General features: G+C 59.6%; 17 protein-coding genes. 11 read left to right on the top strand and 6 right to left on the bottom strand.

The genetic code is table 11. The features are described 5' to 3' along the window. Positions 1–15: 15 nt before the first annotated feature. On the top strand, positions 16–534 hold the full coding sequence (locus ICA15_RS10865; RefSeq protein ID WP_042561426.1) for a glycine cleavage system protein R: 519 nt from the start codon (positions 16–18) through the stop codon (positions 532–534). Positions 535–756: 222 nt separating this feature from the next. On the opposite strand, the gene rarD is transcribed toward ICA15_RS10865, so the two are convergent. The 5 genes from rarD to ICA15_RS10840 form a co-directional block, all read right to left on the bottom strand. After that, entirely contained in the window at positions 757–1,644 is an 888-nt protein-coding gene (gene rarD, locus ICA15_RS10860) for an EamA family transporter RarD (RefSeq protein ID WP_210553520.1), read from the bottom strand. A 168-nt stretch (positions 1,645–1,812) separates the two neighbouring features. Then, complete coding sequence (locus ICA15_RS10855) at positions 1,813–2,787, bottom strand: serine/threonine protein kinase (protein WP_042561424.1); 975 nt, start codon at positions 2,785–2,787, stop codon at positions 1,813–1,815. Positions 2,788–2,953: 166 nt separating this feature from the next. Continuing rightward, positions 2,954–4,855: a PhoX family protein gene (locus ICA15_RS10850; protein ID WP_210553521.1), complete on the bottom strand. Its 1,902-nt coding sequence runs from the start codon at positions 4,853–4,855 to the stop codon at positions 2,954–2,956. 70 nt (positions 4,856–4,925) lie between these two features. Then, positions 4,926–5,690, bottom strand: a complete 765-nt coding sequence (locus ICA15_RS10845; protein ID WP_210553522.1) for a TOBE domain-containing protein — start codon at positions 5,688–5,690, stop codon at positions 4,926–4,928. Positions 5,691–5,909: 219 nt separating this feature from the next. Then, positions 5,910–6,644, bottom strand: a complete 735-nt coding sequence (locus tag ICA15_RS10840; RefSeq protein ID WP_210553523.1) for a ComF family protein — start codon at positions 6,642–6,644, stop codon at positions 5,910–5,912. A gap of 91 nt (positions 6,645–6,735) precedes the next feature. On the opposite strand from ICA15_RS10840, the gene bioB reads away from it, so the two are divergent. From bioB to ICA15_RS10790, 10 genes are all read left to right on the top strand, one after another. Beyond that, a complete protein-coding gene (gene bioB / locus ICA15_RS10835) occupies positions 6,736–7,791 on the top strand; it encodes a biotin synthase BioB (RefSeq protein WP_150601864.1) in 1,056 nt (351 codons plus the stop codon). 139 nt (positions 7,792–7,930) lie between these two features. Continuing rightward, positions 7,931–9,109 (top strand): 8-amino-7-oxononanoate synthase, encoded by a 1,179-nt coding sequence (gene bioF, locus ICA15_RS10830; RefSeq protein WP_210553524.1) that lies wholly within the window; start codon positions 7,931–7,933, stop codon positions 9,107–9,109. Continuing rightward, entirely contained in the window at positions 9,102–9,833 is a 732-nt protein-coding gene (locus ICA15_RS10825) for an alpha/beta fold hydrolase (RefSeq protein WP_210553525.1), read from the top strand. Before bioF ends, ICA15_RS10825 begins: the two co-directional genes overlap by 8 nt. Further along, a complete protein-coding gene (gene bioC, locus ICA15_RS10820; RefSeq protein WP_210553526.1) occupies positions 9,826–10,638 on the top strand; it encodes a malonyl-ACP O-methyltransferase BioC in 813 nt (270 codons plus the stop codon). The genes ICA15_RS10825 and bioC overlap by 8 nt, the downstream gene beginning before the upstream one ends. Next, entirely contained in the window at positions 10,635–11,315 is a 681-nt protein-coding gene (gene bioD, locus ICA15_RS10815) for a dethiobiotin synthase (RefSeq protein WP_150617758.1), read from the top strand. Before bioC ends, bioD begins: the two co-directional genes overlap by 4 nt. Positions 11,316–11,423: 108 nt before the next feature. Beyond that, positions 11,424–11,720: a pyrroloquinoline quinone biosynthesis protein PqqE gene (locus tag ICA15_RS10810; protein ID WP_150601859.1), complete on the top strand. Its 297-nt coding sequence runs from the start codon at positions 11,424–11,426 to the stop codon at positions 11,718–11,720. Positions 11,721–11,997: 277 nt separating this feature from the next. Beyond that, the gene (locus tag ICA15_RS10805) at positions 11,998–13,803 is read left to right on the top strand and encodes an acyl-CoA dehydrogenase C-terminal domain-containing protein (protein WP_210553527.1); all 1,806 of its coding nucleotides are present in this window, start codon (positions 11,998–12,000) and stop codon (positions 13,801–13,803) included. Positions 13,804–14,101: 298 nt separating this feature from the next. Next, a complete protein-coding gene (locus tag ICA15_RS10800) occupies positions 14,102–15,391 on the top strand; it encodes a GGDEF domain-containing protein (RefSeq protein WP_150601857.1) in 1,290 nt (429 codons plus the stop codon). Between the two features lie 91 nt (positions 15,392–15,482). Beyond that, positions 15,483–17,279 (top strand): acyl-CoA dehydrogenase C-terminal domain-containing protein, encoded by a 1,797-nt coding sequence (locus ICA15_RS10795; protein WP_210553528.1) that lies wholly within the window; start codon positions 15,483–15,485, stop codon positions 17,277–17,279. Between the two features lie 213 nt (positions 17,280–17,492). Continuing rightward, positions 17,493–19,271, top strand: a complete 1,779-nt coding sequence (locus ICA15_RS10790) for an acyl-CoA dehydrogenase C-terminal domain-containing protein (RefSeq protein WP_210553529.1) — start codon at positions 17,493–17,495, stop codon at positions 19,269–19,271. A gap of 227 nt (positions 19,272–19,498) precedes the next feature. Here the strand turns inward: ICA15_RS10790 and ICA15_RS10785 are convergent, their stop codons facing one another. Then, positions 19,499–20,428 (bottom strand): LysR family transcriptional regulator, encoded by a 930-nt coding sequence (locus ICA15_RS10785; protein WP_210553530.1) that lies wholly within the window; start codon positions 20,426–20,428, stop codon positions 19,499–19,501. Between the last annotated feature and the right edge of the window lie 25 nt (positions 20,429–20,453).

Below are 20,453 nucleotides of genomic sequence, written 5' to 3'. Positions count from 1 at the left end.
CAAGAGGGCTGCGCCATGGACCATCTCGTACTCACTGTTTTCGCCCCGGACAAACCCGGGCAGGTCGAGCGCATCGCCCAATGCATCGCCGAACATGGCGGTAACTGGCTGGAAAGTCGTATGTCGCGAATGGCCGGGCAGTTCGCCGGGATTCTGCGGGTGGGTGTGCCGGCAGAGGCTTACGACGAATTAGTCGATTCCCTACAAGCACTGTCGACTCATGGCATTCGCGTATTGATCGCCGAAAGCGGGATCGAGCAGTCCTGCACCTGGAAACCGATTGCGATGGAACTGGTGGGCAATGACCGCCCCGGGATTGTGCGCGACATCACTCGCCTGCTGAGCGAGCAGGGCGTCAATCTTGAACGGCTGGTGACCGAAGTGCGTCCGGCACCGATGAGCAGTGAGCCGCTGTTTCACGCCGAAGCGATTCTGGCGGTGCCGTTGACGTTGTCGCTGGATGTCTTGCAGTCGCGCCTGGAAACCCTGGCAGACGATTTGATGGTGGATCTGGTGTTACGCACAGAGGTTTAACGCTAATCGGGTTATCCAGTTTAAACGTGCACCTGCCTGTGGATAACCTGTAGAGACTGCCCTGAAGGCCACGTCCTGCGTGGCCTTGCCGGAGTTGATCAAAAAACCGCCAGCATTCAACGACTTGCGCACAAACGGCGGGGATCACGCTGTGGATAACCTTGGGAAGGAACGCTGCAGGCCACGAAAAACGTGGTCTGCAGGTGTTTGTGCGTTTTTTGATCAGCTGCGACGGCGCAAACTTATCCACGCGTCGACGCTATAAATAGCGAGACCGGCCCAAATAAACGCAAAAGCGATCAACGTGCTCGACGACATGTGTTCACCGAATAGCAGCACTGCTTGCAACAACACCAGTGTTGGCGCGATGTATTGCAGGAAGCCGATCGTGGTGTAGGGCAAATGCCGGGTTGCTGCGTTGAAACACACCAGCGGCACCAATGTCACCGGGCCTGCGGCGACCAACCACCACGCTTGCGAAGTCGTCCAGAACTCGGGTTGAGCACTGGTCGCGGTTTGGTTGAACAGCAACCAGGCGATGGCAATCGGCACCAGCATCCAGGTTTCCACCACCAGCCCCGGCAATGCCTTGACCGGTGCCTGCTTGCGGATCAAACCGTAGAACCCGAACGTCAGCGCCAGCACCAGCGACACCCACGGCAGACTGCCGACTTGCCACACCTGCTGCGCCACGCCAATCGCCGCGAGCCCCACGGCGATCCATTGCAGGCGCCGCAGTCGTTCGCCAAGAATCACCATCCCCAGCAGCACGTTGATCAGTGGATTGATGTAGTAACCGAGGCTCGCTTCGAGCATGCGCCCGTTGTTGACCGACCACACATAGGTCAGCCAGTTGGCCGCGATCAACGTGCCGCTCAGCGCCAGAATCGCCAGGCGTTTCGGGTTGTCGAGCAATTCGCGCAACCAGCCTGGGTGCTTCCAGACCATCAGCAACAGCCCGCCGAACAGCGCCGACCACAACACCCGATGGATGATGATCTCGACCGCCGGTACTTCAGCGATGGCTTTGAAATAGATCGGGAACAGGCCCCAGATGATGTAGGCACTCAGGCCCAGGATGTACCCGCGGCGCGGGTTGGCAGCTTGCATGCAGAATCCTTGCTTAGGCAGCTAACAAAGGAAGGGATTGTAAGGAGGTTGTATAGATGTGTCGTGTCAGAAAACGAAAAGATCGCAGCCTCCGGCAGCCCCTACATTGGAATGCGTTCCCTGTAGGAGCTGCCGAAGGCTGCGATCTTTTGATCTTTGCTTCTCGAATCAGAAGAGTTTCAGCGGCTCTTCATTGAGCGCCGACAACTGCTCACGCAACGCCAACACCTGATCGCCCCAATAACGCTCAGTCCCAAACCACGGAAAGCTGTGCGGGAACGCCGGGTCATCCCAACGCCGCGCCAGCCAGGCGCTGTAATGCATCAGGCGCAACGCGCGCAGCGGTTCGATCAGCGCCAACTCGCGCGGGTCGAAATCGTGAAACTCGTTGTAGCCGTCCATCAATTCAGACAATTGCCCCAGGCATTCCTGCCGATCGCCCGCAAGCATCATCCAGATGTCCTGCACCGCCGGGCCCATGCGGCAGTCGTCGAGGTCGACGATGTGGAACATCTCGTCGCGGCACATCATGTTGCCGGGGTGGCAGTCGCCGTGCATGCGGATGTTCTGATGCGGCGTGTTGGCGTAGACGTCTTCCACACGCTTGAGCAGATCGCGCGCTACCGATTCGTAAGCCGGCAGCAGGCTCTTGGGGATGAAGTTGCCTTCGAGCAGCGTGGTCAACGAGGCATGGCCGAAGTTCTGTACGGCGAGGGCTTCGCGGTGTTCGAACGGCTTGGTCGCGCCGACCGCGTGAATGCGCCCCAGCAACTGACCGAGTCGATACAACTGATCAAGATTGCCTGGCTCCGGCGCACGGCCGCCGCGACGCGGGAACAGGGTGAAGCGAAAGCCTGCGTGCTCGTGCAGGGTTTCGCCGTTGTGGATCATCGGCGCGACCACCGGGATCTCGACGTCGGCCAGTTCGAAGGTGAACTTGTGTTCTTCGAGGATGGCTTCGTTGGTCCAGCGTTGCGGTCGGTAGAACTTGGCGATCAGCGGTTCGGAGTCTTCGATGCCGACCTGATAGACGCGGTTTTCGTAGCTATTGAGCGCCAGAATGCGCGCATCGCTCAGAAACCCGATGCTTTCTACGGCATCAAGTACGAGGTCGGGTGTGAGGGTTTCAAACGGATGGGCCATGCTGACTCCTGCGCGCAGCAGGCTGCCGCGTCCGGCCCAGCATGGTAGCGCAGATGGCAGGCAGTGGGGGGTTGGTGTCTGGACTGACGCTATCGCGAGCAGGCTCACTCCTACAAAGTCATGTGCAAAACCCTGTAGGAGTGAGCCTGCTCGCGATGAGGGTCTGTCAGGCGCCGACCACCCCGCCATCCTCACGGGTAATCGCCATCACCGAAGACCGTGGCTTGCCATTCGGCAAATGCTCAGGGAAGGTCGACCCGCCGTTCTCACCCGGATGCTGAATCCCGACAAACAAGGTTTTCTGATCCGGCGAGAAGCTGATACCGGTCACTTCACAACCAATCGGCCCGACCATGAAACGACGAATCTCGCCGGTCTTGGGGTCAGCGCAGAGCATCTGGTTGTTACCCATTCCCGCGAAGTCCCCGGCGTTGCTCGAATCGCCATCAGTGAGAATCCACAAGCGACCGGCCTTGTCGAAACCCAAGCCATCGGGGCTATTGAACATGTTCTGCGGGGTGATGTTTTTCGAGCCGGCCTTCGGCGTGCCGGCGTGCACGCCCGGGTTGCCGGCGACTACGAACAGATCCCACGCGAAGGTTTTCGACCCATGATCGTCACGGTCGGTGCGCCAGCGCAGAATCTGCCCGTAGACGTTCTTCTCGCGTGGGTTCGGCCCGCCCACCGGTTGCCCGTCTTCGCTGCGTTTGGCGTTGTTGGTCAGGGTGCAATAAACCTGGCCGTCCTTCGGGCTGACCACGATCCATTCCGGGCGGTCCATGCGCGTGGCGCCGACCACACTGGCGGCGAGGCGCGCGTGGATCAGCACTTCAGCCTGATCGGCAAAACCGCTGCCGGCATCGATGCCGTTTTTGCCGTGGGTCAGCTCGATCCATTGGCCCTGGCCTTTCGGGTGATCCGGGTTGTTGTCGCCGTTATCGAATTTGGCGACGTACAGGGTGCCGTGATCGAGGATGTCGCGGTTGGCTTTAGCGTTGCGATGGTTGATACGGTCGCGGCTGACGAATTTGTAGATGAACTCGCCACGCTCGTCGTCGCCCATGTACACCACGGCGCGACCGTCGTTGGTCTCGGCCAGTGCGGCGTTTTCATGTTTGAAGCGGCCCAGTGCGGTGCGTTTGACCGGGGTCGATTGCGGATCGAACGGGTCGATCTCGACCACCCAGCCGTGACGGTTGAGTTCGTTGGGGTTCTTCGCCATGTCGAAGCGCGGGTCGTGCGGGTGCCAGTTGATCTCGCGGCTGGCGGCCGAGACGCCGTAGCGCTTTTGTGCCGCATCGAACTGTTGCTGGGCGTTGCTGCTGCCGAAGACGTCGGTGAAGTTCTCTTCGCAAGTCAGATAGGTGCCCCACGGGGTTTTGCCGTTAGCGCAGTTCTGGAAGGTACCGAGGACTTTCTTGCCGTGTTTGTCGGCGGCGGTTTTCATCAGGTCGTGACCGGCCGCCGGGCCGCCGATGCGCAGCGGCGAGTTGCCATGGATGCGGCGGTTGTAACGCGAGCCCTGAACGAATTGCCACTGGCCGTTCTTGCGCTGCACCTCGATCACCGAAACGCCTTCGCAGGCCAGCGCCTTGCGCACGTCTTCGGCCGATTGCGGCATGCCGCCGTGCGGGTAGAGGTAACGGTAGTTGGTGTATTCGTTGTTGATCGCCATCAACGCGCGGTTTCTGTCGTCCGGGAAGGCGAACAGGCTCATGCCGTCGTTGTTGTCGCCGAACTGCACTTCCTGTGCGGCCGCGGTGCCATTGCCGCTTGGGTCGAACGCCGGGCCATTCTTTTGCAGGGGCTGGCCCCAGCTGATCAGCACTGAAGATTTGTAGCCTTTAGGCAGACTGATTACATCAGTGGTAGCTGCCGGAATGCTTTCGAAGCCGAGCAAACGGCTGTTGCCAGCACTGACGCCAGTGGCCAGCGCGCTGCGGCTCAGGAGGCTACCGCCAAGGAACATCGCTGCGCCACACAGTGCACCGGCGCCGATGAAACCGCGACGGCTGAGTCCGACCATTTTTTCCAGATCAGTCGATTGGTTTTCTTCTAATAGGCTCACATCAGGCTTCCTGCTTGGTTTTGGCAGTCACCTTAATGAGCGTCGATGACGCTTTTGTTGCAGGCCGCGATTAAAGTGACGTGCCGAGCAGCACATTCGACGGCGAAAACTGCACGTGCACCGGTTGCCCCACTGCCAGCCCACGGTTGCGCATGTCCTGCGGTTCGGCCAGTGCGCAGAGGGTGTGGCCGTTGGGCAGGGAAATCCGCACTTCGCTGGGGCCGTCGTCGGCGTCGAGAATCGCTTCGATGGTGCCCTTCAGATGATTGTGCCCTGGCGTTGCCGGTTGATCGCTGGCCAGCAGTTCGAGCCAGCCGGCCTTAATCAGGGCCACCACTTGCGAGCCGGTTTGCAGCTCCAGATGCACGGTGCTGTCGTGGGTGATTTGCGCGTCGAGGCACAAGCCTTCGGCCAGCTCCAGACGAATCAGGTCATTGCGCCCCTGAGCGTTGATCGCCACGACTTGGCCGTGCAATTGGTTGCGAGCGCTGGTGCGTAGCATCAAGCGACCGAGCAGGTCGAGGTCGCTGGCGTCTTCGGCGGCTTCCAGCACCTGCGCTTGCAAGGCTTGCAGCTTTTGATAGAGGCGCAGCACCCGTTGACCTTCGCTGGACAATTTGGCACCGCCGCCGCCCTTGCCGCCGACCGCACGTTCGACCAAAGGCTTTTGCGACAGGTTGTTCAGCTCATCGATGGCATCCCACGCCGCTTTGTAACTCAACCCTGCGCTTTTTGCGGCGCGGGTGATCGAGCCCTGTTCGGCGACGTGTTGCAGCAAGGCAATGCGCTGCGGACGACGGACAATGTGCTGGGAGAGCAGGGAGGGCATGGACATGAATGGGGGGCTTTTTGGCTGTGGCGGTGGAAGGTGAAGTTGGCCGCTTGCGCTGCGAGAGTCAAGCCGTGCGCAGAACCTGTCCGTGGGGCGCGCCCAGCTATTCGTCACTGCGCAATATCGATGTAGGAGCTGCGGCACGCTGCGATCTTTTGATTTTAAAGATCAGGATCAAAAGATCGCAGCGTACCGCAGCTCCTACAGGGGATTGCGCTGACCTCAGGAGCCGGGTTTTGGCGTGCGCGCCAGGCAATACACGTCGACCCTTGCCGCTCCCGCATTCATTAACAATCGTGCAAGGGCCTGGGCCGTGGCGCCGGTGGTCAACACATCATCAACCAACGCCAGATGCCGACCTTTTACGTTCGCATCGGACGTCAGGGCAAAGGCATTACGCAGGTTGCGCTTGCGCGCCTTGGCATCTAGATCCTGCTGGGCGCTGGTGTCCTGAATCCTGCGCAAGACGTTTTCCTCGCAGGGTAAATCCAGCTGCCGACTCAGCCAGCGCGCCAACATCGCCGCTTGGTTGAACCCACGTTGACGCAGACGTTTACCGGCCAATGGCACCGGCAACAACGCATCGGGACGCGGCAAGTCCTCCTCGAAGCGATATAGCAGGTATTGTCCGAGAACGTCGGCGAGCAGGTGGCCAAACGGCCATTTCGCGTTGTGTTTAAAGCGCGTGATCAAACTGTCCACCGGGAAGTCGTAGCGCCATGGCACAGCGACCTGTTCGTACGCCGGAGGCTCTAGCAGGCACTCGCCGCAGGTCAGGCCGGCCGTGGGCAGCGGCAATGCGCAGGTCTGGCAGTGCTCGCCCAGCCACGGCATGTCGGCTTCGCAGGCGATGCAGATTGGCATTTCTGCTTCTGCGGGCTCATCGCACAATAAGCAGGTCTGTACGTTTTTTAAACAGATGTAAACCTGTCCTTCGTATCGTGGTTGACAGCGCATGACACTTCCTTAAATATGCCGAACATCCGTGTAGCGCCTGTGGGTATTCCGTTCCCGCAGTCGCCAGCCAAGCATAACCAAGGAAATACCCATGAGCGCGAGCACCACTGCCACCCTGCGTCACGACTGGTCATTGGCCGAAGTCAGAGCCCTCTTCGTACAGCCATTCAACGACTTGCTGTTCCAAGCGCAGACGGTGCACCGCGCGCATTTCAACGCCAACCGCGTTCAGGTTTCCACGCTGCTGTCGATCAAGACCGGCGCCTGCCCGGAAGATTGCAAATATTGTCCGCAGTCCGGTCACTACAACACCGGCCTGGAAAAAGAAAAGCTGATGGAAGTGCAGAAAGTCCTCGAAGAGGCTGCTCGCGCCAAAGCCATCGGCTCGACCCGTTTCTGCATGGGCGCGGCGTGGAAACATCCGTCGGCCAAGGACATGCCCTACGTGTTGAAGATGGTCGAAGGCGTCAAGGCCATGGGCCTGGAAACCTGCATGACCCTCGGTCGCCTCGATCAGGAACAGACGGAAGCGTTGGCCAACGCCGGCCTCGATTACTACAACCACAACCTCGACACCTCGCCTGAGTTCTACGGCAGCATCATCACCACCCGCACGTACAGCGAGCGCCTGCAAACGCTGGCCTACGTGCGTGAGTCGGGGATGAAGATCTGTTCCGGCGGCATTCTGGGCATGGGCGAGTCGCTGGATGACCGCGCCAATCTGCTGATCCAGTTGGCAAACCTGCCGGAGCATCCAGAGTCGGTACCGATCAACATGCTGGTGAAAGTCGCCGGCACGCCCCTGGAAAACGCCGAGGACATCGATCCGTTCGACTTCATCCGCATGCTCGCCGTGGCGCGCATCCTGATGCCGCAATCCCACGTGCGGCTGTCGGCCGGCCGCGAAGCGATGAACGAGCAGATGCAGGCCCTCGCGTTCTTCGCTGGCGCCAACTCGATTTTCTACGGTGACAAGTTGCTGACCACAGCCAACCCGCAAGCGGACAAGGACATGCAACTGTTTGCGCGTCTGGGCATTGCACCGGAAGCCCGCGAAGAGCACTCCGACGAAGTGCATCAGGCAGCAATCGAACAGGCGTTGGTCGAGCAGAAGAGCACCGAGCAGTTTTACAACGCCGCAGTGTGAATCTTTTGATGCGATGCAAACCCCTGTAGGAGCTGCCGCAGGCTGCGATCTTTTGATCTTGTCTTTTGAAAAACAACATCAAAAGATCGCAGCCTGCGGCAGCTCCTACAGGAGGATATTTTCCAATTGTGAGGCCTGCATGTCTTTCGATCTCGCCGCACGCCTTGCTGCCCGACGTGCCGAAAATCTCTACCGCCAGCGACCGCTGCTCGAAAGCCCGCAAGGGCCCGAAGTGGTGGTCGACGGTCAGCCATTGCTGGCGTTCTGTAACAACGACTATCTGGGCCTGGCCAATCACCCGCAAGTGATCGAAGCCTGGCGCGCCGGTGCCAAGCGCTGGGGCGTGGGCGGTGGGGCGTCGCATCTGGTGATCGGCCACAGCAGCCCACATCACGCATTGGAAGAAGCGCTGGCTGATCTCACCGGTCGCCCGCGCGCGCTGCTGTTTACCACCGGTTACATGGCCAATCTCGGTGCGGTCACCGCTCTGGTCGGGCAGGGCGATACGGTGCTGGAAGACCGGCTCAATCACGCCTCGTTGCTGGATGCGGGACTGTTGTCCGGCGCGCGTTTCAATCGTTATCTGCATAACGACGCGGTGAGCCTGGCCAAGCGGCTTGAGAAAGCCACCGGCAATACGCTGGTGGTCACCGATGGTGTGTTCAGCATGGACGGCGACCTTGCCGATCTGCCGGCGCTGGCCCGTGAGGCCAAGGCCAAAGGCGCGTGGCTGATGGTCGACGATGCCCATGGTTTCGGCCCGTTGGGTGCTAATGGCGGCGGTATCGTCGAGCATTTCGGCTTGAGTCAGGACGACGTCCCGGTGCTGGTCGGCACGCTCGGCAAAGCTTTCGGCACGGCGGGCGCGTTCGTCGCTGGCAGCGAAGAGTTGATCGAAAGCCTGATTCAGTTCGCGCGTCCGTACATCTACACCACCAGCCAGCCACCGGCGCTGGCCTGTGCGACGTTGAAAAGTCTCGAACTGCTGCGTAGCGAACACTGGCGTCGAGAGCATCTGCAGACGCTGATCCGCCAGTTCCGTCGCGGTGCCGAACAGATCGGCCTGGAGTTGATGGACAGCTTTACCCCGATCCAGCCAATCATGATCGGCGATGCCGGCCGCGCGGTGCGCCTGTCGCAGATGTTGCGCGAACGCGGCTTGATGGTCACTGCGATCCGTCCGCCGACCGTGCCAGCCGGCAGCGCCCGATTGCGCGTGACCCTGACCGCCGCCCACAGCGAGGCGCAGGTGCAGCTATTGTTAGAAGGACTGGCTGATTGCTTTGCCCAACTGTCGTCGGAGCCAAGCCATGCGTGATCGCCTGATTCTGCTGCCCGGCTGGGGCCTCGGTGTTTCGCCGATGGAGCCTTTGGCTGCGGCGTTGCAAGGGCTCGACGAACACCTGCATGTCGAGATCGAGCCGTTGCCGGAGCTCGATTCCTGCGATCTGCAAGACTGGCTCGATAGCCTCGATGAACGTATCCCTCAAGACGTGTGGCTCGGCGGCTGGTCGCTCGGCGGGATGCTCGCGTCCGAACTGGCCGCGCGCCGGGGCGAAAGGTGTTGCGGCTTGCTGACACTGGCGAGCAATCCTTCCTTTGTTGCGCATGAACAATGGCCGAGCGCGATGCTCGGCGAGACCTTCGATGCGTTTCTTGCCGGTTGCGCTGCTGATCCACGTTTGACCCTCAAGCGTTTCTCGCTGCTGTGCGCACAGGGCGCGCAAGACCCGCGCGGCCTATCGCGGCTGATGCTCGGCGGCGCACCGAACACTTCACCGGCGGCACTGATGGCCGGGCTGGAATTGCTCGCGCAACTGGATACGCGCGAAGCGTTGCAGGCGTTTCGTGGCCCGCAGTTGCATCTGTTTGCCGGGCAGGACGGATTGGTGCCGGCAGAGGCGGCGGGCGAATTGTTCGCTCTGTTGCCAGATATAGAAATTGGTCTGATCGAACAGGCCAGTCATGCGTTTCTTCTGGAAGACCCCCATGGAGTGGCGGGCGCGATCCAGGCTTTTTTACATGAGTGCGGTGATGACTGATTTGTCCCATGTGGCGCTGCCCGGCGGCTTGCCTGACAAGCGTCAGGTCGCGGCCTCTTTCTCACGCGCGGCGGCCAGCTATGACAGTGTCGCCGAGTTGCAACGTGATGTCGGTACGCAATTGCTGCAGCGCTTGCCGGCGGATTTCGTGCCGTCGCGCTGGCTGGATCTGGGTTGCGGCACCGGGTATTTCAGTCGTGCATTGGCCGGGCGTTTTGCCCATGGTAAGGGACTTGCGCTGGACATTGCCGAGGGCATGCTTGATCACGCGCGTCCGTTGGGCGGTGCCGAGCATTTCATCGCCGGAGATGCGGAACGTCTGCCGTTGCGCGATTCGACCTGCGATCTGATCTTCTCCAGCCTTGCAGTGCAGTGGTGTGGGAATTTTGATGCGGTGCTCAGTGAAGCTTTCCGTGTGCTGAAACCGGGCGGAGTTTTCGCGTTTGCTAGTCTTTGTGTAGGGACATTGGTTGAGTTGCGTGATAGCTGGCGTCAGGTCGATGGCCTGGTGCATGTGAATCGCTTCCGCGAGTTCGCTCGATATCAGCAGTTGTGTGCGGCAAGTGGCCTGCGCACGCTGAGTCTGGAGAATCAGGCGCATGTGCTGCATTACCCGGATGTGCGCAGTTTGACCCATGAGCTGAAGGCTTTGGGGGCGCACAATCTGAATCCTGGTCGGCCAGGTGGTTTGACCGGACGGGCGCGGATTCTTGGTCTGGTCGAGGCTTACGAGCAGTTCCGTCAGGCGTCGGGATTGCCGGCGACGTATCAGGTGGTCTACGCCGTGTTGGAGAAACCCGTATGAGCGCAGCCTATTTCATCACCGGAACTGACACCGACGTTGGCAAGACAACGGTCGCCGCCGGACTGTTGCATGCGGCGCGTTCAGCGGGGTTGAGCACGGCGGCGGGTAAGCCGGTTGCCTCCGGGTGCGAAGTCACGCCCAAGGGTTTGCGTAACTCGGATGCCTTGGCCTTACTCGCCGAATGTTCGTTGCCGCTGAGCTATCAACAGGTCAATCCGGTAGCGTTCGAGCCGGCTATTGCTCCGCATCTGGCGGCTCGCGAGGCCGGTGTCGCGCTGACTGTGCAATCGCTGCTGACGCCGATGCGCGAGATTCTGGCGATGAATGCCGATTTCACTCTGATAGAGGGCGCGGGTGGATGGCGGGTGCCGTTGGCGGATCAGGACAATCTCTCGGACCTGGCGATGGCATTGAAGCTGCCGGTGATTCTGGTGGTGGGTGTGCGGCTGGGTTGCATCAGCCATGCGTTGCTGACAGCCGAGGCGATTGCCCGAGATGGCCTGCAACTGGCGGGGTGGGTGGCGAATATCATTGATCCGAAGACTTCGCGGCTGGAGGAAAATCTGGCGACGCTCGCCGAGCGGATTCCCGCGCCGTGTCTGGGGCGGGTGCCCAAGCTCAAGGCGCTGAGCGCCGAAGCGGTGGCTGAGCATTTGCAATTGGATCTGCTCGACTAAGGTTTTGCCTATGGGCAGGCACTGTGCCATTAGTGTTTTTGACGGGTGTTTTTCTGGCGCCTCTGGTTCAATGGCGACTATTGATCCTTACCAAGGATGAGACCAGTTATGGAAATCTCCGGTAACACAGCTTTTTATGCGGGTTTGAGCTCGATTCAGACCGGGCAGAATCGCGTCGATCAGGCGGCCAGCCAGATCGCCAACAACACCATTGAACGTTCGGTCACCAGCCAGTCTTCCGAAGTGCAGGTTGATCGTCTGCGTGGACTGGATCGTGCGCAGCAGTCAGATGTGGCGAGCAACATCGTCGAGATGTCTCAGGGCAAGATCCAGGCTGAGCTGGGTGTGAAAGTCGTCAAGGCATCCGACGAAGTGCTCGGTACGATCATCGATACATTCGCCTGATTTCCATTGCTTCCAGCATGCTGAACGCCGCGCATCGTCGCGGCGTTTTTCGTTGTAAGTCCTTCTCCCTCAACTAATCTTCTTTTTATCGCCCATGACTCGATCGAGTCGATGGCGGTTTGCTGTGTCCGGTGTTTGGAGGATGCGATGACGAACGGCAAAAGATCGACGCTTGACAAGATTTCGGCGTAAACGTATGTTTCAAACAACTGTTTGACCGTCACAACAAATCAACACGGTCGTTCATTCCCGGTTACATCAGCAGAGGTTTATCGCTATGCCTGACTACAAGGCCCCCTTGCGTGATATTCGCTTCGTTCGTGACGAGCTGCTCGGCTACGAAGCGCACTATCAGAGCCTTCCGGCTTGCGCAGACGCAACTCCGGACATGGTTGACGCCATTCTCGAAGAAGGCGCCAAGTTTTGTGAGCAGGTACTGGCGCCGCTGAACCGCGTGGGCGACATCGAAGGTTGCACCTGGAGCGAGTCCGGCGTGAAAACCCCGACTGGCTTCAAAGAGGCTTACAAGCAATTCGTCGAAGGCGGCTGGCCAAGCCTGGCGCACGATGTCGAGCACGGTGGTCAGGGTCTGCCTGAGTCGCTGGGTCTGGCTGTCAGCGAAATGGTTGGCGAAGCCAACTGGTCGTGGGGCATGTACCCAGGCCTGTCGCACGGCGCGATGAACACCATCTCCGAGCACGGCACCCCTGAACAGCAAGACGCCTACCTGACCAAACTGGTTTCGGGCGAATGGACCGGCACCATGTGCCTGACCGAGCCGCACTGTGGCACCGACCTGGGCATGCTGCGCACCAAGGCCGAACCTCAGGCTGACGGTTCCTACAAAGTTTCCGGCACCAAGATCTTCATCTCGGCCGGTGAACACGACATGGCCGACAACATCGTCCACATCGTGTTGGCCCGCCTGCCGGATGCGCCTGCTGGCACCAAAGGCATCTCCCTGTTCATCGTTCCAAAGTTCATGCCCAATGCTGATGGCACCGTCGGTGCACGCAACGCTGTGACTTGCGGTTCGCTTGAACACAAGATGGGCATTCACGGCAACGCCACTTGCGTGATGAACTTCGACGGCGCCACTGGTTTCCTGATCGGCCCGGCGAACAAAGGCCTGAACTGCATGTTCACCTTTATGAACACCGCACGTCTGGGTACCGCTCTGCAAGGTCTGGCCCACGCCGAAATCGGTTTCCAGGGTGGCCTGAAATACGCTCGCGATCGTCTGCAGATGCGCTCCCTGACTGGTCCGAAAGCGCCGGAAAAAGCCGCGGACCCGATCATCGTGCACCCTGACGTACGCCGCATGCTGTTGACCATGAAGGCATTCGCCGAAGGCAACCGCGCGATGGTTTACTTCACTGCCAAACAGGTCGACATCGTCAAGTACGGCGTGGACGAAGAAGAGAAGAAGAAAGCCGACGCACTGCTGGCCTTCATGACGCCAATCGCCAAAGCCTTCATGACCGAAGTCGGTTTCGAGTCCGCCAACCACGGCGTGCAGATCTACGGCGGCCACGGCTTCATCGCCGAGTGGGGCATGGAGCAGAACGTTCGCGACAGCCGCATCTCGATGCTGTACGAAGGCACCACCGGTATCCAGGCACTCGACCTGCTGGGCCGCAAAGTGCTGATGACTCAAGGCGAAGCGCTGAAAAGCTTCACCAAGATCGTCCACAAGTTCTGCCAGACCAACGAAGGCAACGAAGCGGTTCAAGAGTTCGTCACGCCGCTGGCTGCACTGAACAAGGAATGGGGCGAGCTGACCATGAAGGTCGGTATGGCCGCCATGAAAGATCGCGAAGAAGTCGGCGCGGCCTCCGTGGACTACCTGATGTACTCCGGTTATGCCTGCCTGGCCTACTTCTGGGCCGACATGGCACGTCTGGCAGCCGAGAAGCTGGCAGAAGGTACTGGCGATGCGGCGTTCTACACCGCCAAGCTGCAAACCGCGCGCTTCTACTTCCAGCGCATCCTGCCGCGTACCCGTACTCACGTGGCCACCATGCTGTCGGGCGCAAGCAACCTGATGGACATGAAAGAAGAAGACTTCGCACTGGGCTACTAAGCCTTAACGCGGTCTGTTGAAAAACCGCTGCTCCTTCGGGGCAGCGGTTTTTTTATGCGCGAATTTCCTCGGGCCTTGGGTATCGCAGTAAGAAATCTCGTTCATGGCCATCAAGCATGATGGCCATGAAGGAAATTTCATCTCCAAGGGGGCAAAAAACCTTGTTCGAAAGCTCAGAAATCAGGGTTTGCGGCCGTTAAAGAGACTGCATGTGATCTGGATCACATTCTGTGTGCTTAACTGGCCACATTGCAGGCACAATGCCATCTCTTTGCCATGACGGGTCGGAGCTTTACCCTTGCCACGTTCTTCCGCTGTACGTTTCAGCCATTTCCTACCTTCTCTGCTGTTGTTGCTCGCGGGGTTGTCGGCTGCGTATGTCAAAGACCTCAACGTGTTCTTCACTTCCCTGTTCAACGTATTGCCGACTCTGGTCCTGCTGCTGGGGGGCGCTTACTGCGCGGTTTACCGACGTCAGCGCGAACTGTTTCTGATGCTCACGGTGTACATCGCCTACTTTTTGCTCGACACCCAGACCGACTATTACCGCGACAACGGCAAAGTGCGTGAAGACGCCGCCGTGGTCTTCCATCTGGTCTGCCTGTTGCTGCCACTGTTGTTCGGTCTGTTCGCTGCGTGGCAAGAGCGCACGCACCTGTTTCAGGACATGGTCGCGCGGTTCGCCGTGTTGCTGGCCTTCGGCAGTGTGGCGCTGGGGCTTGAGCAAAGTTACCCACAGGCGTTGCTGATGTGGCTCTCGGAAATTCGCTGGCCGGCGCTCCACGGCGCGTGGATGAGCCTGATCCAGTTGTCATATCCGGTGTTCATCTCGGCATTCCTGCTGCTGGCCTGGCAATACTGGCGCAACCCGCGTCCACTGCATGCGGCGCAACTGGTCGGTTTGCTCGGGGTGTTCTGGATGCTGCCGAAAACCTTCATCCTGCCGTTTACCCTGAACATCATGTGCAGCCAGGTGATGTTGATGATTGCTGCCGCCGTGGCACACGAGGCTTATCAAATGGCCTTCCGCGACGAACTCACCGGTTTGCCGGGCCGCCGTGCGCTCAATGAACGCATGCAGCGCTTGGGGCGCAACTATGTGCTGGCAATGAGCGACGTTGACCACTTCAAGAAATTCAACGACACCCACGGCCACGATGTCGGTGACCAGGTGCTGCGACTGGTCGCCAGCAAACTGTCCAAAATCAGCGGAGGCGGTAGGGCATATCGCTATGGCGGTGAGGAATTTGCCCTGGTGTTCGCAGGCAAAACCCTTGAGGAGTGCATGCCACACCTTGAGGTTATTCGCGAGTCGATTGCGTCCTATAGCATCCAGTTGCGTAATCAGGAAAACCGCCCGAACGACGATCAGCAAGGTCGCCAGCGTCGCGCCGGTTCCGGCGCTTCCAGCGTGTCGGTGACGGTGAGTATCGGCGTCGCTGAGCGGTTGGAGCAGCGCAACCCGGAGCAAGTGCTCAAATCTGCGGACGAGGCGCTCTACAGTGCCAAGGGCGCGGGGCGCAACTGCGTGGTCGCGTTCGGCCAGAACCGTCGTGGCGCGGTGCGCATGGACACCGCTGCGGGTTGAGTGATGACGGCGCATTCAGCGTCTGGACAGTGATTGTGGGGCGTGGTGGCCGGCAGTAGTTTCAAGGAAACCTGCTGACGGAGAAGCCACCATGCCCGAGTACAAAGCCCCGCTGCGCGACATGCGTTTTCTGATCGATCACGTCTTCGACTTCCACACCAACTACGCAGCCCTTGGCGCCCACGACGCCAGCCCGGACATGATCAGCGCGATCCTCGAAGAAGGCGCGAAGTTCTGCGAGAACGTTCTGGCACCGCTCAATCGCAGCGGTGACGAAGAGGGCTGTCATTTCGACAACGGTGTGGTGACAACGCCTACAGGCTTCAAGCAAGCCTTCGCACAATACGTCGAGGGCGGCTGGCATGGTCTGGCGGCAGATCCGGTTTACGGCGGTCAGGGCTTGCCGAGTTCGCTGGGGCTGGTGATCAGCGAAATGGTCGGCTCCAGCAACACGTCCTGGGGCATGTACCCGGGACTGACTCACGGCGCGATGTCGGCGATCCATGCCCACGGCACGGCCGATCAGAAAGACACTTACCTGAGCAAACTCACCGCTGGCCAGTGGACCGGCACCATGTGCCTGACTGAGGCCCACTGCGGCACCGATCTGGGTATCATCAAAACCCGCGCCGTGCCTCAGGCCGACGGCAGTTACACGGTCACTGGCAGCAAGATTTTCATCTCTGCCGGTGAGCACGACATGAGCGAAAACATCATCCATCTGGTATTGGCCAAGTTGCCGGATGCGCCCGCGGGAACAAAAGGCATCTCGTTGTTCATCGTGCCAAAATTCCTCCCGGATGCGTCGGGCGAGGCGGGGGAGCGCAATGGCGTTTCCTGCGGCTCGATCGAGCACAAGATGGGCATCAAGGCCTCGGCCACTTGCGTGCTGAACTTCGATAGCGCCAAAGGCTTCTTGATCGGTGAGCCGAACAAGGGCCTGAACTGCATGTTCACCATGATGAACCACGCGCGGCTCGGCACCGGGATGCAGGGCTTGTGCCTGGGCGAAGCGAGTTTCCAGGGTGCCATCAAATACGCTAACGACCGCCTGCAGATGCGTTCGCTGACCGGCGCCAAAGCCCCGGACAAACCGGCCGACCCGATCATCGTCCACCCGGACGTGCGGCGCATGTTGCTGACCATGAAAGCCTTCAACGAAGGCAACCGTGCGCTGACTTATTTCACCGCGCAACTGCTCGATGTCGCCCATCTAAACAGCGATGCCGAGGCGCGTCAGGAAGCGGAAGACTTGCTGGCGTTCCTTACGCCGATCTGCAAAGCATTCATGACCGACTCCGGGCTGGAAGTGACCAATCTCGGCATGCAGATTTTTGGTGGTCACGGTTTCATTCGCGAATGGGGCATGGAGCAGTTGGTGCGCGATTGCCGCATTGCGCCGATCTACGAAGGCACCAACGGCATTCAGGCACTCGATCTGCTTGGGCGCAAGGTACTCGGCAGCCAAGGCAAGTTGCTGCGCGGCTTTACCAAAATCGTCCACAAGTTCTGCGCGACGAACGAGGGGCATCCGCAACTGGGGAGCTTTGTCACGCAGCTCAATGAGCTCAACCAGCAGTGGGGCGACCTGACCATGAAGGTCGGTATGGCGGCGATGAAGAACCCGGACGAGGTCGGTGCCGCGTCGGTGGATTATCTGATGTACAGCGGTTACATCATCCTCGGCTATCTGTGGCTGCGCATGGCGCTGGTGGCGCAAGCGCAACTGGATGCGGGCGAGGGGGAGGCGGATTATCTTCGGGGTAAATTGGCCACCTGCGAGTTTTACTTCAAGCGGTTGCTGCCACGCACGGCGGCGCATCGTGCGGCGATTGAGGCGGGGAGTGATTGTTTGATGAAGCTGCCGGCCGAAATGTTTGCGCTTTAAGGTAGATCAAAAGATCGCAGCCTTCGGCAGCTCCTACGCGGGATCGTTTTTTGCCTGTATGAGCTGTTGAGGGCTGCGAACTTTTTCTGGTGACTAAAAATAACAAATCAGTCACCGGCTGACCCTATGTGTCGCAAAAGTTGTTGAGGTACACTCCGGCTCAACGAAAACACATTCCCACGAATCACCTGTTTAGATCTTGCGAGGTTTGCCATGGCTGACTACAAAGCGCCGCTGCGCGATATGCGCTTCGTCCTCAATGAAGTGTTCGAGGTCGCCAAACTTTGGGCGCAATTGCCGGCGCTGGCCGAGACCGTCGACGCCGAGACCGTTGAAGCGATTCTCGAAGAGGCCGGCAAGGTCACCAGCAAAAGCATCGCGCCGCTGAGCCGTGCCGCTGATGAAGAAGGTTGTCACTGGGCGGACGGTGCCGTCACCACGCCGGCCGGTTTTCCACAGGCTTATCAGACTTACGCCGAGGGCGGTTGGGTTGGCGTTGGTGGCGATCCGCAATACGGCGGCATGGGCATGCCCAAAGCCGTGTCGGCGCAGGTCGAAGAAATGGTCAACTCCGCGAGCCTGTCCTTCGGTCTGTATCCGATGCTGACTGCCGGCGCGTGCCTGTCGATCAACGCCCACGCCAGCGAAGAGCTGAAAGCCGCGTACCTGCCGAACATGTACGCCGGCGTTTGGGCAGGTTCGATGTGCCTGACCGAGCCGCACGCCGGTACCGACCTGGGCATCATCCGCACCAAAGCCGAACCTCAGGCCGACGGTTCCTACAAGGTCAGCGGCACCAAGATTTTCATCACCGGTGGTGAACACGATCTCACCGAAAACATCATCCACCTGGTGCTGGCCAAACTGCCGGACGCACCGGCGGGCCCGAAAGGCATCTCGCTGTTCCTCGTGCCGAAGTTCATGGTCAATGCCGATGGCAGCCTGGGCGCGCGCAACCCGGCCAACTGTGGTTCGATCGAACACAAGATGGGCATCCAGGCATCCGCGACGTGCGTGATGAACTTCGACGAAGCCGTCGGTTACCTGGTCGGTGAGCCGAACAAAGGCCTGGCGGCGATGTTCACCATGATGAACTACGAGCGTCTGGGCGTCGGCATCCAAGGCCTTGCGACTGGCGAGCGCTCCTACCAGAACGCCGTCGAATACGCTCGCGACCGCCTGCAAAGCCGCTCACCGACGGGCGCGCAAAACAAAGACAAAGTCGCTGACCCGATCATCGTCCACCCGGACGTGCGTCGCATGCTGCTGACCATGAAAGCCTCGAACGAAGGTGGCCGCGCATTCTCCACTTACGTGGCGATGCAACTCGACACCGCCAAGTTCAGCGAAGACGCGGTGACGCGTAAGCGTGCGGAAGACCTGGTGGCGTTGCTGACGCCGGTTGCCAAGGCGTTCCTCACCGATCTGGGTTTGGAAACCACCGTGCACGGCCAGCAGATTTTCGGCGGCCACGGGTACATCCGCGAGTGGGGCCAGGAACAACTGGTACGTGACGTGCGCATTACCCAGATCTACGAAGGCACCAACGGCATTCAGGCGCTGGATCTGGTGGGTCGCAAGATCGTCGGCAGCGGTGGAGCGTTCTATCAACTGTTCGCTGACGAAATCCGCCACTTCACCGCGACTGCCAGTGCGGATCTCGGCGAATTTACCAAGCCGTTGAACGACGCCGTCGCAACGCTCGACGAGCTGACGTCGTGGGTGCTGGATCGGGCGAAAAACAATCCGCACGAAATTGGCGCGGCTTCGGTCGAATATTTGCAGGCGTTTGGTTACGTGGCCTACGCCTACATGTGGGCACTGATGGCCAAAGCCGCGCTGGGTAAGGAGGCGCAGGAAGATTTCTATGCCAGCAAGCTTGGCACCGCGCGCTTCTACTTCGCCCGTCTGCTGCCGCGCATTCACTCGTTGAGCGCGTCGGTGAAGGCCGGTAGTGAGTCGCTGTACCTGCTGGATGCAGCTCAGTTCTGATCTGATACCGTTATGTAAGCAATCGCTTACATGACGTGCTGCTGTTCTCCCATATGCGTAGATTGGATCCACGGCTAATCTACATTTCATGGACGTCGCGCAGGAAGCGCAAAGCAACAACACGGACACGTAGGATTCTGCCAGGGTGGCGGAGTGAAATGGATGTCAGGGAAACAGTCTGCAAAGCCCCGCTTCGGCGGGGTTTTCTTTTGCCTGAAGAAAAGTTTTCAGGTCAGGGAGTCCAGTGGTGGCGGGCTCTTTAACGCTTTCTCATCGCGCCCCATGACCTCTTCCAGCAATGTCCGCAGTAGCGCCAGCGAAGCTTGCTGACGTTGCACGTCGCGACACACCAGCCCGACTTTCAACGGCACCCGTGGCTCGCTCAGCGGTTTCCACAGCAGATCCTCGTCGTCGTACTCTTTTTGCGAGTGACCGGGCAGCACCGTTGCCAGTTTGGTGTGCGGCAGACTGTCGAGAATCCCCAGCATATTGTTCAGCTCGGCCTGCACTTGCGGGCGACGGCCAAGGCTGGTCAATTGCGCCTGCCAGATCTGGCGGATCTGAAACTCCTCGCCCAGTAACAGCATCGGCAATTCGGCCGCCTGGCGAATCGAAACCTTCTTGAATTCACGCAACGGATGGTCCGCCGGGATGACCAGTGTCAGTTCATCTTCGTACAGCATCACGCCATGCAGCCCTGGCTGACGTGGCGGCAGATAGCTGATGCCGATATCCAGTGAGCCGTTAAGCAAACGCCGTTCAATCTCCAGCCCGGTCAATTCATAAATCTGCACCACCAGATGCGGTTGCGCCTTGCGCACTCGCTCAAGCATTTGCGGCACCAGACTGGTGTGTACGGTTTGCAAGACACCAATCGCCAAGGTGCGCAAAGCCTGGCCCTTGAAGTTGCCGAGCGCTTCGCGCGCGCGTTGCAGCCCGTCGAGCAATGGCAGCGCGTGGTTGTACAGCGTGTGGGCAGCGAGGGTCGGCAGCAGGCGTTTGCTGCTGCGTTCGAACAGGGTGACGTCGAGATTTTGCTCGAGATGGCGGATCTGCTGTGACAGCGCGGGTTGGGAGATCGACAGGCGTTCGGCAGCCCGTCCGACATGACCTTCCTCGTAGACCGCGACGAAATAACGCAGTTGTTTGAAATCCATAAGTAATGCTTATCGAAAATGCTGA

Origin of the sequence: Pseudomonas sp. P116, assembly GCF_020149425.1 — a bacterium.
GTDB classification, from domain to species: domain Bacteria; phylum Pseudomonadota; class Gammaproteobacteria; order Pseudomonadales; family Pseudomonadaceae; genus Aquipseudomonas; species Aquipseudomonas anatoliensis.
Note: the sequence above shows the minus strand (reverse complement) of the source record. Positions and strands in the feature narration are given on the sequence as shown.

What these genes read in the sequence shown, in the direction of transcription:
- ICA15_RS10865 (WP_042561426.1), top strand. Translation starts at nt 16, where the DNA reads ATGGACCATCTCGTACTCACTGTTTTCGCCCCGGACAAACCCGGGCAG.
- rarD (WP_210553520.1), bottom strand. Translation starts at nt 1,644, where the DNA reads ATGCAAGCTGCCAACCCGCGCCGCGGGTACATCCTGGGCCTGAGTGCC.
- ICA15_RS10855 (WP_042561424.1), bottom strand. Translation starts at nt 2,787, where the DNA reads ATGGCCCATCCGTTTGAAACCCTCACACCCGACCTCGTACTTGATGCC.
- ICA15_RS10845 (WP_210553522.1), bottom strand. Translation starts at nt 5,690, where the DNA reads ATGTCCATGCCCTCCCTGCTCTCCCAGCACATTGTCCGTCGTCCGCAG.
- ICA15_RS10840 (WP_210553523.1), bottom strand. Translation starts at nt 6,644, where the DNA reads ATGCGCTGTCAACCACGATACGAAGGACAGGTTTACATCTGTTTAAAA.
- bioB (WP_150601864.1), top strand. Translation starts at nt 6,736, where the DNA reads ATGAGCGCGAGCACCACTGCCACCCTGCGTCACGACTGGTCATTGGCC.
- bioF (WP_210553524.1), top strand. Translation starts at nt 7,931, where the DNA reads ATGTCTTTCGATCTCGCCGCACGCCTTGCTGCCCGACGTGCCGAAAAT.
- ICA15_RS10825 (WP_210553525.1), top strand. Translation starts at nt 9,102, where the DNA reads ATGCGTGATCGCCTGATTCTGCTGCCCGGCTGGGGCCTCGGTGTTTCG.
- bioC (WP_210553526.1), top strand. Translation starts at nt 9,826, where the DNA reads ATGACTGATTTGTCCCATGTGGCGCTGCCCGGCGGCTTGCCTGACAAG.
- bioD (WP_150617758.1), top strand. Translation starts at nt 10,635, where the DNA reads ATGAGCGCAGCCTATTTCATCACCGGAACTGACACCGACGTTGGCAAG.
- ICA15_RS10810 (WP_150601859.1), top strand. Translation starts at nt 11,424, where the DNA reads ATGGAAATCTCCGGTAACACAGCTTTTTATGCGGGTTTGAGCTCGATT.
- ICA15_RS10805 (WP_210553527.1), top strand. Translation starts at nt 11,998, where the DNA reads ATGCCTGACTACAAGGCCCCCTTGCGTGATATTCGCTTCGTTCGTGAC.
- ICA15_RS10795 (WP_210553528.1), top strand. Translation starts at nt 15,483, where the DNA reads ATGCCCGAGTACAAAGCCCCGCTGCGCGACATGCGTTTTCTGATCGAT.
- ICA15_RS10790 (WP_210553529.1), top strand. Translation starts at nt 17,493, where the DNA reads ATGGCTGACTACAAAGCGCCGCTGCGCGATATGCGCTTCGTCCTCAAT.
- ICA15_RS10785 (WP_210553530.1), bottom strand. Translation starts at nt 20,428, where the DNA reads ATGGATTTCAAACAACTGCGTTATTTCGTCGCGGTCTACGAGGAAGGT.